Here is a 13,304-nt window from a genome sequence, read left to right as displayed (position 1 = left end):
AGGCCATACCGGCTGCTTCCCTACGCTGACATTAATCAGATCAGGTTCCAAGGGTTTAGGATATTCCTTTCTCAGCCTATAAAGCTCCCCCAGCAGTGAATAAAATGTAATAGAAAACTTTCTTGCATTTTTCCAAAATGAAAACATCAAGTTAACTGCACACCATTTTTTCATGCGTTTATTTTTTCACAGCAAAAAACCCCCTTGCATATTGCACCGGGGGCATGCCAGGCCAAAAAATGGCATACAGCTGCCGCATCTTTCTTGCTGCAGAAGCTAAAAAGCGGACTCCTGCAAAAGGAATCCGCGTATGTATGACAAATAAAAGCCATCTACACTTCCCTCCGCTGGTACGAACCAGATCAGGTTTAAAAGGGTCAAAGACTAGAACGGGTCTTACTCTCAGCCGGCCTCTACCGGCACCCCCAGTGCCAAAATATGCTATTTTCATAAGCTACTATACCATATGCCATCAAGGAAGAAAACAGACTATTTTCATATTATTCCAAAAACACAAAGCTGGAGATTTTAAGATTTGCGTCCTACCCTCTGTGTTTGCTGCATAAAATTGTACAAGTCCTTCCGGGCTAATCCTTGAATAGGCGAGTGATATCATTGAGCATTGGAATATATATCAGCTATATCGTTTTAGGACTTTCACTGGCGGCGCCGATCGGCCCTGTCAATGCTGTCAGGCTGGAAAAGGGGCTGAAAAACGGATTTTGGCACGCATGGATTGTAGGCGCGGGATCGATGATCGCTGACGGGGTTTATATGCTGATCGTCTATCTCGGACTCGTGCAATTCCTTGACTCCCCTATGATTCAAACCTTCCTGTGGCTGTTCGGCGGTTTTATTCTTCTTTATTCCGGAATCGAAGGCATGATGAATGCCAATAAAATATCTGTCACTTACATACGGAGCAAAGAATCGCTGCTCAAATGCTTTTTCACCGGATTCATCATGTCGGTTTCAAGCCCGCTGTCGATTTTGTTTTGGCTGGGGATTTACGGATCGGTCCTGGCCAAAACAGCCTCTTCCTTTGGGACAGGCCAGCTTCTCGTTTACAGCTGCATGATTTTTATCGGACTCGCCCTTTGGGATATTTTTGTGGCGGGCCTGACAAGCGGCTTCAGGCGGTTCCTGACCTCAAAAGCGATCATCATCATTAGCATGCTTTCAGGACTGTCGCTTATTCTCTTTGGAATCTATTTTGCGTATCAGGGGATTGTCTCTTTGTTTGGATAAAAAAACTGCAGACGAACCCGATATAATTCGAGTTTGTCTGCAGTCTTTTCTATCTGCCTATAAAAGGGGCTGTTGATTTGCGTTCCAGGCACTTCGCTTTCCGCGGGGCGACGCTGAGCCTCCTCACGCTGCGCGTTGCGGGGTCTCAGCCTTGCCGCTATTTCCCGCAGGAGTCTGCGTGCCCTGCACTCCAATCAACAGGCTTAAATACTTAGTGTTGCTGTTCCAAAGGTTTCAAAAACAATACTGCCAGACAAACTCCAAAAGCTTTTCGGGTTTGAAAGACCGACTCCGTTGTTTCTTATTTATTCTTAGACAGCTGCAAAGCTTTTTTAATATCCTTGAAGGAATTGGATTTTCCATACATAAGCACTCCGCCCTTGTATACCCTTGCTCCAAATATTGAGAGCAGCAGGATGGAGACGGCAAGGATAGCGATTCCGGCTATCGGCTCCCAGACCGGCAGGGTCAGCATGCCTACCCGCATGAACATCAGCATCGGAGTAAAAAACGGGATATAGGAACTGATGGTCACGAATGCTTTTTCCGGCTGTGACAGCCCGATGATCGCAATCATGAAGCCTGCTACAACGAGCATGGTCATCGGCATGATCATCTGCTGTACATCCTCGATCCTGCTGACAAGCGAGCCAAGGAAGGCTGCAAGTGTTGCATATAGAAGATATCCGAGGATAAAAAACACAACAGCATAAATGATGGTGGCCGCCGGGATATCACCGAATCCGAAGAATTCGAAGAAGCCTCCCTGCATCGACTCCAGATTCCGCTTTACAAAAAAGTAGCCTACTGCCAGCAAAACCGACAGCTGCGTCAGGCTAAGCAAGGCAATCCCTAGAATCTTTGCAAACATCTGCTTGATCGGAGAGACGCTTGAAATCAAAATCTCCATAACACGCGAAGATTTTTCCGTAGCTACCTCCATTGCAATCATGCTTGAATACATAATGACGGCAAAATAAATGATGAACAGCAGCACATACACAAGGCCTCTTGCCTGTGTCAGCTCTTCTTCTGTTTTGGCATTCTCTTCAAGCGCATCTCTCTGGAACTTGACAGGCTCATAGAGGCTGGCAAGCTCTGCCTCTGACAGATTGATTTTCGAAGCCGCGATTCCTGTCTTCACCTGCTGAAGCGCTCCCTCCAATTCTCCTGATACTGATGTATCTGCGAGGCTGAGGGATTTGTATTCAGCTGCAGGAAGTTCTTCGGAATTAGCTGAAAGAGTAAGCAGTCCGGCATAATCGCCATCCTTAACCTTTGCTTCGCCATCTTCTGCCGAACCGCTGAACTCTTCAAGCTTCAAACTGCTTCCCGCTGTATCAAGCTGCTGCTGAAGAGGAACCAGCAGATTTCCTGTTTCATCGATTACAGCTACCTTAACATCATCTCCATCACCATTGAACTTTTCAATGATCTGCTGCATATTCGTCAGGCCAATGATCAGCAGCAGAGTGACAATCGTTGTAATAATGAATGATTTCGTCTTCAGTTTGCTCCAATAGGTGTGGAACAGGATAATCCAGAAATTATTCATAAGAAGCACCCACCTTTTCAATGAAAATATCGTTCAGCGAAGGCTCCTCGAGAACAAATTTCCTGACAAATCCTTTGCCGGCAATTTCTTTCAAAATTGCCTCTGCAGCTTCTTCCCCTTCAATCTGCAGATGGACCCCTTCCGCTGTATGCTTCACCTTTTCCACACCGGGGAATCCACTTAAGAAATCCAGCTTGAAATCAGCATGGATCACAAGATTTTTCCGCCCGAACGCCCTTTTTATCTCCTTAAGGGCTCCATGGACAACAGGGCGTCCCTTGTGCATGATGCATAAATGCTCGCACATTTCCTCCACATGCTCCATCCGGTGGCTGGAAAACACAATGGTCGTGCCTTTCTCCTTCAGCTCGAGCACAGCGCTTTTCAGAAGCTCGACGTTCACGGGATCCAGCCCGCTGAAAGGCTCGTCAAGGATCAGCAGCTTTGGTTTATGTATAACGCTGGCAATAAACTGGATCTTCTGCTGATTTCCCTTGGACAGTTCCTCCACTTTCTTGTTTGCATATTCCGGCACTTTAAATCGGTTGAGCCAATAGTCCAGCTCCCTCAGAATGTCAGCCTTCTTCATCCCTCTCAGCCTTGCCAGGTATACTACCTGGTCCTTAACCTTCAGCTTCGGATACAGGCCGCGCTCCTCAGGCAGATAGCCAATGATCGGGCTTGTTGAATAGTCGATTTTGTCCCCGTCCCAGGAAATGCGCCCGTTTGTCGGCTCCAGAAGGCCAAGCACCATCCGGAACGTCGTGGTCTTGCCCGCCCCATTCGCCCCCAGAAATCCGAACATTTCCTTTTCCGGGATGGTCAGGGAAAGATCATCCACCGCAGTGAACTTTCCAAATCTTTTTGTCACATGTTCAAGCTCGAGTACCATCGTAACTCCTCCTTCTCTACATCTTATACGATTCAACCACCAAAAAGGTTCAATATACAGGAAAAAATCTCTTTGCAGAAAAACAGAAATTATGCAAGAATAATAGTAACTATCAGAATTTTTCATAAAAGGAGAAGAGCATATGAAAACCTATAAACTCACAGCATTCGAGAACGACGGGGAAAAAATCCTCGATGAAAGCTTCCAGGCCGGCAGCGACGACGAAGCAAAAGAAATCGGCGGAAACCTCCTCAGCGAAAAAGGACTAAGCGACAAAACCCACCGCTGCACCTCCCCGCTAGGTAAACTAATTATATTTCATGCATAGGAAGCGGAAGGCGCTTGCTCAGCCCTGACAAGCATAAGACGCTCCAGAATAAAAGGCGTTCTTTGCCTTTAATTCTGGAGTGGCTTATGACTCGAAGTGCTAGCGCCTGGAGCTGGACTGACTAGGAAGCGGAGGCGGCTTGCTCAGATTTAGGAACGCAGGCTAAAAGCGCCACGTCCTGTGGCAACGCCTGCATGACCCGCGTCCTGCGGGCCCAGCATAAGACAAGCAGGACGGAAGGTTGTTCTTAAACTTTCTGGCCTGATTGGCTTATGACTCGAGGCTCTAGCCGCCGGAGCTGGACTGCATAGGAAGCGGAAGGCGCTTGTCAGGGCTAGCGCCTGGAGCTGGACTGATCAGGAAGCGGAAGGCGCTTGCTCAGATTAACAAACGCTGGCTGCAAAGCCATGCCCTACTGTAATTCCAAAACCAAAAAGAGCCGGACGAAAGGAGCATATCCTTTCGTCCGGCTCTTTTTTCAGGGTTAATTGAATTGAGATTATAAGCCCGCGATCGGACTATGGCTTATTTTCCTTTAAACACCGGCTTCCTTTTCTCAATGAAAGCTTTAATGCCTTCCTGATGATCTTCTGTGCTGCGCATTTTATATTGACCATGCTTTTCAAGTTCAAGCATTTTCAGGAGGTCGGGGCGATTTTTTTCCGCAAGGATCTTTTTGGTCTTGATCATGGCAGAAACGGGCTTAGAAAGCCAATTTTCAATTTTGTCGTTAAGGGCGTCTTCCATATTGCCATCAGCTATTTCATGGACGAGTCCCTGCTTAAATGCTTCTTCGGCCGGCATTGCTTTTCCTTCCCAGATAAGGTGCTTTGCTCTGTCTTCTCCAAGCTTGCGCTCAAGGAAGAAATGCGAACCTCCGTCAGGGATCAGCCCGATGCCGATAAAATTCATCGCCAGCTTGCTTGATTTGTCGGCCAGTATATAGTCTGTAGCCAGTGCCAGGCTGAAGCCAAGTCCGGCAGCTGCGCCAGTCACAAAGCTGATTGTAAGCTTTGGCATGGTATAGAGTGTAATGACAAGATCGCTGATGCAGTCCATAACTGTGTAGAAATCGCTTTCATTTGTGGACGAAAGCATCGTTTTAATATCGCCTCCTGAGGAAAAGGCTCTGCCGCTTCCTTTAAGCACGACGATATCGACGTTTTCGTCATTACTGATCTGCTTCAGGTTCGCAGCCAGTCCTTTAATCATTTCTTCATCCAGCGCATTCAGGGATTCAGGCCTGTTCATTTCCACAACTGCCACCCTGTTTTTGATGGATACCTTCACAGTTTCTGTTTTGCATTCTAATGCCATATCCGCAGCCTCCTTGGTCATAGTTATCTCTATTATAAAGAGTGGAGGATTCATTATAAAGTTTTTATCGAATAATTTGAAATATTGTCACATTCAGCCGCAAGAAAAGGCAGAGGTTCTTCACTCTGCCTTGCTTCCTTTATTTTGCGGCCAGCTGCTGCTGGACTTGATCCCGCAGGGCCATTTTAAGGAATTTCCCTACAGACGTTTTCGGGATTTCCTCCATGAATAAGATTTCATCAGGCAGCCACCATTTCGCAAACTGAGGCTGAAGGAAATCGTAGAGCTCCTGTTTATCCAAACCTTTATGGCTGTCTTTCAGCACCACACAGGCAACAGGCCGCTCCTGCCATTGTTCATGCGGGACTGCTACAACAGCTGCTTCAAAAACGGCTTCGTGGGCCATGAGGGCATTTTCAAGATCAACCGAGCTGATCCATTCACCGCCGCTTTTGATCAGGTCCTTTGTCCTGTCAACGATTTTCATAAAACCTTCCTCATCAAGGGTGACCACGTCCCCTGTGTAGAGCCAGCCATCCCGGAAGGCTTCGTCTGTACGGTCATCTTTGTAGTATTCCGAGGCAATCCATGGTCCGCGGATCGCAAGCTCCCCCATTTCTTTGCCGTCCCATTTCACCTCGCCGTCCTTTCCGACTGCCTTCATTTCCAGCCCTGGAACAAGGATTCCCTGCTTCGCTTTGATATCGAGCTTCTCTTCCGCAGACAGTTCCTCCTGATAGCTCTTTAAGGTCGATATGACTACAAGCGGGCTTGTTTCTGTCATGCCATATGCATGCATGAACGGAATCTTATGCTTTTGCTCAAAGGCTTTGATCATGCCTTTCGGCGCTGCAGATCCCCCGCAGAGAATGGATCTGAGGCTTGACATGTCATATTCATTTTCATCAAGCTCCTTCAGCAGTCCGAGCCAGATGGTCGGCACGCCGGCTGTGATGGTTACTTTTTCACTTTGGACCAGTTCTGCCAAAAGCTTTGGCGTGAAATATGGGCCCGGCATGACAAGTGAGGTCCCGAACCAGACGGCCGCAAACGGAAGCCCCCATGCATTGACATGGAACATCGGCACAACAGGCATAGCTATATCCTTCTCGCTTACTGCAGCACTGTCTGCCATCCCCAATGCCATGCTGTGCAGGACAATGCCTCTGTGGGAGTAAATGACCCCTTTGGGATTTCCGGTCGTCGCAGAGGTATAGCACATGCCGGCCGGGCTGTTTTCATCAAGATCATCGGGATACTCATAATCGCTCCTGCCTGATTCCAGGAACTCTTCGTAATGATAAACAGGGGAAAGCGTGGTTTCCGGAAGCTCCCCTTCATCCCCCATGATGATGTAGGCCTTAACCGTGGAGAGCTCCTGCTGGCATTTCTCGATGAGCGGGACAATATCAGGATCTATTAATAAAACTTTGTCTTCTGCATGATTGATAATATAAGAAATATGCTGCGGGGAGAGCCTGATATTGATGGTATGCAGCACAGCGCCGCTGCAGGGAATAGCAAAATAGGCCTCTAGATGCCGGTGGTGGTTCCAGGCGAGGGTACCGACCTTATCGCCCCTTTCCACCCCGATCGATTCAAGGGCTGCTGCCAGCTTCTTTGTCCGTTCGGCGATCTGCCTGTAAGTGAAACGGTGAATGCCTGAGCCTGTTCTTGATACTACTTCTTTCTTCGGAAAATACTTTTCTGCTCTCTTTATCATTTGCGTCATCGTTAAAGGCGTCTGCATCATCAATATAATCTACCTCCCCATAGTAAACGCTTACATAATTATTTAAAGCTTATGATTCCTTCTGCCTAAAACATTCTCTAAACTTCCTGAAATCCCTTTATTTTTAACGGAAATTTCTGTCTTTTATAGTAAAAATTCAGGCGGCCTTCTTATGGAAAGCCGCCTCTCTGTTTCTATATTTTCTCCGCAATCATTTCAGCGGTTTTCTGGCCGTTGGAGATGCAGGCAGCAATGCCTACACCATAATAAGAACAACCGGCGATAAGGACATTAGGATAATGCTCTGTCAGACTGTCAGTGAGCGATCCCACCGCTTCTCCATGCTTCAGCGAATAATTCGGCATTAAATTATTCCAGCGTGTCACTTCCACCATGGCCGGCTGTGCAGAAATACCGAGGCTCTTTTTCACATCTTTCAATGCCTCTTCCACAAACCCATCTCTGTCCAGCCCGTTCAGGTATGCATAATTCGGATTGGAGCTTTTGTAGAAAAGCCGCAGCAGGAGCTGGTGCTTTTCTGAAGTATGGCTCCACTTTCGGCTCGTCCATGTGCAGGCATTGCACTTAAGGTCGCTTCCCTCAGATACAATGAAGCCTGTGCCGTCTGCAGGCAGCTCGCTGTCAGGGATATCAAAACCAAGATAGATGCTTGTGAGCGAAGAGTTTTTCAGCTCGGCGAATGCAGGATCCAATCGGTCATCCCGAAGCAGCTTTTCGGCTGCATCATGGGGAGTGCTCAATATCACATAGTCTGCAGTAATGCTTTCCCTGTTGGAAAAAGCAATGGTGTATTGCCCGCCGTGTTTCTCTATTTTCTCGACCGCCGCTCCCTTTAGGATTTCTGCATCTGTCAATGCTTCTTCCAGCCTGTCGGTGAGTACAGATAATCCGCCTTTAAAGGAAATGAACTTCTTGCTGCTGGAGGATTGAAACTTCTTTTTATTTTCGGACAGCCCGCGGATGATGCTGCCGTATTTATTTTTATAGTCAAGCAGGTAAGGAAGCGTCGTCGCCATCGTCAGCTCATTCAGTTTCCCGGAATACACGCCTGATAAAACCGGCGAAACCTGGGATTCGACCAGCTCCCTGCCTAGAAAGCTTTCAAGAAACAGCCCGATTGAGCTGTCTTTTGTGAATTCCTTATTTTTGCTGACAAGGTCCTTCAAGGCACGGACTTTTCCTTTGAAGGAAATCAGCGGGCTGCTGAACAATGACTGCACACTTGTCGGAATGCCGAAAACAGTGTCTTCAGGGATTTTCACCAGCCGTTTTTTTGAATATAGATAGGAAGTTCCGGTTGCATTGTAGACCACTTCATCATGCAGCTTCAGCTCGTCCAGCAGCTGGAGGATGCTTTCATTGCGGGCAACAACAGAATCCGCCCCTGTTTCCATGATATATTCGCCTTTTTTTACAGTCGCAATCTTGCCGCCCAGTTCCCCGCCTTTTTCTGCGAGTATCAGGTTAAGCGGCAGGTTCTTTTCCTGCTTCAGCTTTTGCAGATAATACATGGCAGAAAGCCCGGTGATGCCTCCGCCGATTACCACAGCTGTCTTCATTATATTCACTCCTCAAACCGATCGATGATCTGGCATCATATGCTTATTTTACTATAATTCAATTCAAGAATAAGCCTTGCCCAGGCTTGCTTTGTGTATAGATTGTGTCAATTGGTAATAGATCAAGAATTGATAATTATCCCCAAGACTTACTAATAAAAAACGACTCTCCTGGAGAGAATCGCCTTTCCCATTATATGCTTTCCCGCTTTTTTTCACAAATATGCCGGAAGTTCAAAGGTATATAGTCCAGGAGGAAAAACAAATAGCAGGAGCCGGGGCACCTGCCATTCAGTGTCCAGCTCAGGCTTGCTCCCTGCTGAACAGATCTTCAAGAATCTTAATTTTCTCTTCGGTATAATGCTTAAAGCTGTCGTTATAGGATTTCGGATCCTTTGGATTGGCGAGCTGGGAGATGATTCCCGTTACGGGATGCACAAATTTGCTGGATGCTCCGCAGCCAAGGCCGATGATTGTCTGCTGCTCTTCCATGATCATGATATTATAAAGGCTTTCCTGGTTTTTCAAGGCATAGCCGACGTTTTCAAGATTGCCAAGAATGTTTTTCTGGCGGTACAGATAATATGGCGCATAGTCATGCTTTTCAGTCCAGTCCTCTGCAAGCTCCATCATCCGCACAATTTCTTCCCTGTCTGCCACTTTATATCGCTTTTTGTTTCGGGTCATTTCAGACGCCCTTTTAAATGAAAGCGTATGGACAGTCAATGATTCAGGCATCAGCTTTTCCGTTTCATCAAGGGTGTGCTGGAATTCGGGGACTTCTTCGCCTGGAAGTCCGATGATCAGGTCCATATTGATATTATTCATGCCCATGCCGCGGGCCAGATGGAACTTATCAACTGTCTCCTCTACCGTATGATGGCGGCCGATTGCTTTGAGTGTTTCCTGGATGTAAGACTGCGGATTGATGCTGATGCGGTCGATGTTCCATTTTTTCAGTACTTCCAGCTTTTCAGGGGTGATCGTATCCGGGCGGCCCGCTTCCACCGTGATTTCCCTGATGTTTTCCACATCCGGGAAGGACTCGTACATTTCCTCATAAAGCATATCCATTTCCTCGGCTGTGATGCTTGTTGGCGTTCCTCCGCCGTAGTAGACGGTTGTAATCTTGATATCATTGTCCTTCAGCCATTTGCCGACCTCGCGCATTTCATAATGGAGCCCGCCCAGGAAAGAATCGACAGATCCCTGGCGGCCATTGATCGCGTATGCCGGGAAAGTGCAATATGCACATTTCGTTGGACAGAAAGGAATGCCGATATAGATGCTGACTTCCTTCTTCAGCTCATATAAGTCAGGAATGACGGCAAGCTGGCGGTCAACAATTTTCTGCATCAGCCCGATTTTTTCATCGGTGATCAGATATTCCTCTTTCAGCTGGCGATGGGCTTCTGCCTGCGGCGTCCCCTTTTGGACATGGCGGTGCAGAAGCTTGGTAGGACGAACACCTGTAAGGATTCCCCACTTCTGTGTGATGCCGGTATAATCCTGAAGGACCATCAAATACACGCGGGAAACAGCCTTGATCAGCTGCCTGTAATACTCTTTTTCTGTGCTCCACTCTTCCAGCTCTTTTTCATAGGAAGCTTCTTCGCTCTTTCCGTTCCTGTCTTTAAGAACGGCACGGACCTTTATCATTTCAGCAACAACCAGTTCGAATGCAATATGCAGGTCTTCTTCCCCTGCAGGTTTCCTGCTCACTTCGCATTCCTCGAAAAAGAGATTTGCGATATTGCCCATCGGGCGGTCAAATCTCTCATGATCCAGCCCTTCTATATAAATACGCACATTCATCACCTTTTTATTATGGACTAAAGAATCTCTCAAACTAAATACAAAAACCTCCCATAAGTGTACAAAATGCGGGAGGGGAGGTCAACAGGTTCAAATGGTGACAGGCACCTATACCAGCAGCCCTCACTGGTATAGGTGCCTGTCACCTTTTTTAGCTTTTTATTTCAGCAAATTCATTTTTTTGAGAAATTCGATAGGCTGCTGCTTGCGGAAGTGTTCTTTTACCATATAGGCGACTCCGTTTTCATTATTGGATCTGGTCAGCCAGTCGGCCGCAAGTTTCAATTCTGCTGGGGCATTGCCCATGGCAACGCCGAGGCCGGCTGCTTTTACCATGTCCACATCGTCGATCCCGTCGCCGATCACGACCATTTCACTTAAGTCCACTCCAAGCTGGTTGCCGATGTGGAGCAGGCCGCTCAGCTTGGAAACCCCGGCAGGCACGATATCGAGCCTCTGGTCGCTCAGCTTAACGGTGTCAGCCTCAGCATACATGTTTGCAATTGCTTTTTGAGCATCTTCAAGATCTTTCTTTGATTCGAAGAACACCTCGATTTTCGGAACAGAAGCCGGATCATCGAGAAGGATATCACTGACTGATTCTACAAACTGCTGTGAATAGAAGATCGGATCCCCGGCCGTAAATACGGTTTTCGCAAGTATATTATGGTTGAGCTTTGTTTTGTTTGCGAGTGAAAATTGCTCATGCAGGAGCCTTATCTGGCAGGAGAATCCTTCAAGCAGCCTTACGATTTCATACGTAATCGTTTCCGGCAGTTTTTTTGAAAGTATCGGCATTTTGACAGTATTGCCGATGAATGCGCCCCTGTGCGTTACCAGATAAGAATTAATTTTCAGTGCTTTTGCCACTTTTTTTGCAGAAGGAAAACTTCTTGATGTAACGAGAGTGACATAAATCCCTTTCTGCTGTACATATTCAATCGCTTCCCTTGTTGATTTATGCAGTTTTCCATTGGACTGAAGCAGCGTGCCCTCTATGTTTAAAGCAAGAAGCTTATAAATCATCCCATTGCCCCCTATTCTCGATGTAATTCTGTCCTTATTCACTTTTATGAAAAGGAGAGCAGGAATAGAACAGGGCCAGGGAAAGAAATGTCCAGCCCCTCAAAGCGGGGTTCCTTGGTTATACCAGGTCGCGGAGCGCTTTTTCCAGATTGGTATATTGAAAGGCAAACCCATTTTCCAGCAGCCGTTTCGGCACACAATTCCTTCCGGTCAATGCGAGTTCAGGCTCTGCCCTCATAAAGAGATAGGCGCCGGCCTTTACGAAAGGAGACGGAGCCGGAGGAGACCAGCCTTTATCCAGGACCTTGCGGAGAGTTTTCATGAATTCTTTATTTCTCACAGGATGCGGCCCTGTGGCATTATACACACCGCTGTAATTCGGGTCTTCAATCGCATTTAAAAACATGGTGTTCAAATCGTCTATGTGAAGCCAGCTGATATACTGCCTCCCGGAGCCGATCGTGCCGCCTAGCCCCAAGCGGGCAAGCTTTAACAATGGCTCCAGCGCGCCTCCATCCCTGCCGAGCGCAAACCCGATCCTCAGGAGAACCTGCCTTGTACAGGGAAGCCTGTCCCCCGAGAAAAACTCACCTTCCCACAGCTTGCAGACTTCCGGCGAAAACCCGTCAGCCAGAGGCGATTCTTCGTCACAAACCTCCTCTGTATCCCCGAAAATTGCCAGGGAACCCGCCTGCACGAACACCTTCGGAGGCTGTTCTGCTTTCAATATGGCTTCCTTCAGCACTCTCACAGAATCAAGCCTTGACTCTATGATTTCCCGTTTATTTTTTTCCGTATAAATGCAGTTGACGCTTTTCCCGGTAAAATTGACGACGGCACAGCTTCCGTCAATCCGGTCCATCCAGCGTGCATCGATACTTTTTCCATCCCAGCGGATAAATTCCGCGCCGTCCTTAAAGCCTTCTTTCCCCCTGGAAAGAACGGTGACTTCATAGCCGCGCAACAGCAAAAAACTTGTCAGGCTTTCCCCAAGAAAACCGCTTCCCCCGGCAAGGATTACTCTTTTGGACATAATTGCAGCTCCTCCCTGAATCACAAATATCTGTTAAGAAAAGTATAACAAGAAACACCCTGCCCTTAAAAGCCATTAATTCCCAGCTTCCTCTATGAATAATTGCTTTGCAGGAACTAAAACTATAAATGTGTCAAACAACAAAAATAACACCTAGGAGATGACTCTACATGGCAAGAAGCAATAATTCCAATCAATTACTTGTACCAGGTTTTGAAGCAGCTGTTCAGCAAATGAAACAGGAAATCGCGTCTGAGTTCGGAGTAAGCCTTGGAGCAGAAACAACTTCAAGAGCAAACGGCTCTGTCGGCGGAGAAATCACCAAGCGCCTCGTACAGATGGCTGAACAGCAGCTTGGCGGGAGATAGAAAAGCGGAGGCGACTTGCCCAGAGCCGACAAGCATAAGACGCGCCAGAATAAAAGGCGTTCTTTGCCTTTAATTCTGGCGTGGCTTATGACTCAAGGCTCTAGCCGCTGGAGCTGGACAGATAGAAAAGCGGAGGCGACTGTTCAGGTGCGACAAGCATAAGACGAGCAGGACGGAAGGTTGTCTTTTAACCTTCTGGCCTGATTGGCTTATGACTCGAGCACCTAGGAGCCGGAGCTGGACAGATAGAAAAGCGGAGGCGGCTTGCCCAGAGCCGACAAGCATAAGACGCGCCAGAATAAAAGGCGTTCTTTGCCTTTAATTCTGGCGTGGCTTATGACTCGAGGCTCTAGCCGCTGGAGCTGGACAGTGATCGAAGCACTTTACTAATCTCCAAGAAAAAGCCGCTT

General features: G+C 47.5%; 11 protein-coding genes and 2 riboswitches. Of the genes, 3 read left to right on the top strand and 8 right to left on the bottom strand.

Annotation, left to right across the window (positions count from 1 at the left end; all coding sequences use genetic code 11):
* Positions 1 to 101, bottom strand: a riboswitch (TPP riboswitch).
* Between the two features lie 221 nt (positions 102 to 322).
* A riboswitch (TPP riboswitch) is annotated at positions 323 to 437 on the bottom strand.
* A gap of 178 nt (positions 438 to 615) precedes the next feature.
* Entirely contained in the window at positions 616 to 1,248 is a 633-nt protein-coding gene (locus AC4E8B_RS06960; protein ID WP_490217859.1) for a LysE family transporter, read from the top strand.
* Between the two features lie 301 nt (positions 1,249 to 1,549).
* On the opposite strand, the gene AC4E8B_RS06955 is transcribed toward AC4E8B_RS06960, so the two are convergent.
* Together AC4E8B_RS06955 and AC4E8B_RS06950 are read right to left on the bottom strand one after the other, a co-directional pair.
* Complete coding sequence (locus AC4E8B_RS06955) at positions 1,550 to 2,803, bottom strand: ABC transporter permease (protein WP_490217858.1); 1,254 nt, start codon at positions 2,801 to 2,803, stop codon at positions 1,550 to 1,552.
* Positions 2,796 to 3,695 (bottom strand): ABC transporter ATP-binding protein, encoded by a 900-nt coding sequence (locus tag AC4E8B_RS06950; protein WP_490217857.1) that lies wholly within the window; start codon positions 3,693 to 3,695, stop codon positions 2,796 to 2,798. Before AC4E8B_RS06950 ends, AC4E8B_RS06955 begins: the two co-directional genes overlap by 8 nt.
* 142 nt (positions 3,696 to 3,837) lie before the next feature.
* Here AC4E8B_RS06950 and AC4E8B_RS06945 point away from each other — a divergent pair, with 142 nt between their 5' ends.
* A complete protein-coding gene (locus tag AC4E8B_RS06945) occupies positions 3,838 to 4,023 on the top strand; it encodes a YhzD family protein (RefSeq protein WP_490217856.1) in 186 nt (61 codons plus the stop codon).
* Positions 4,024 to 4,548: 525 nt separating this feature from the next.
* Here the strand turns inward: AC4E8B_RS06945 and AC4E8B_RS06940 are convergent.
* From AC4E8B_RS06940 to AC4E8B_RS06915, 6 genes are all read right to left on the bottom strand, one after another.
* Positions 4,549 to 5,340: an enoyl-CoA hydratase gene (locus AC4E8B_RS06940; protein ID WP_490217855.1), complete on the bottom strand. Its 792-nt coding sequence runs from the start codon at positions 5,338 to 5,340 to the stop codon at positions 4,549 to 4,551.
* A gap of 139 nt (positions 5,341 to 5,479) precedes the next feature.
* A complete protein-coding gene (locus AC4E8B_RS06935) occupies positions 5,480 to 7,093 on the bottom strand; it encodes a long-chain fatty acid--CoA ligase (RefSeq protein WP_490219550.1) in 1,614 nt (537 codons plus the stop codon).
* Between the two features lie 173 nt (positions 7,094 to 7,266).
* Positions 7,267 to 8,652 (bottom strand): protoporphyrinogen oxidase, encoded by a 1,386-nt coding sequence (locus AC4E8B_RS06930; RefSeq protein WP_490217854.1) that lies wholly within the window; start codon positions 8,650 to 8,652, stop codon positions 7,267 to 7,269.
* 303 nt (positions 8,653 to 8,955) lie between these two features.
* A complete protein-coding gene (locus AC4E8B_RS06925; protein ID WP_490219548.1) occupies positions 8,956 to 10,461 on the bottom strand; it encodes a coproporphyrinogen III oxidase in 1,506 nt (501 codons plus the stop codon).
* 165 nt (positions 10,462 to 10,626) lie between these two features.
* Positions 10,627 to 11,493 (bottom strand): Cof-type HAD-IIB family hydrolase, encoded by an 867-nt coding sequence (locus tag AC4E8B_RS06920; RefSeq protein ID WP_490217853.1) that lies wholly within the window; start codon positions 11,491 to 11,493, stop codon positions 10,627 to 10,629.
* A 118-nt stretch (positions 11,494 to 11,611) separates the two neighbouring features.
* Positions 11,612 to 12,526: a TIGR01777 family oxidoreductase gene (locus AC4E8B_RS06915; protein ID WP_490217852.1), complete on the bottom strand. Its 915-nt coding sequence runs from the start codon at positions 12,524 to 12,526 to the stop codon at positions 11,612 to 11,614.
* Between the two features lie 170 nt (positions 12,527 to 12,696).
* Here AC4E8B_RS06915 and AC4E8B_RS06910 point away from each other — a divergent pair, with 170 nt between their 5' ends.
* Positions 12,697 to 12,894: an alpha/beta-type small acid-soluble spore protein gene (locus AC4E8B_RS06910; protein WP_490217851.1), complete on the top strand. Its 198-nt coding sequence runs from the start codon at positions 12,697 to 12,699 to the stop codon at positions 12,892 to 12,894.
* Positions 12,895 to 13,304 lie beyond the last annotated feature (410 nt).

The sequence above is a fragment of the Bacillus sp. SRL543 genome, from assembly GCF_984799205.1.
This window is presented reverse-complemented; position numbering and strand designations above follow the sequence as displayed.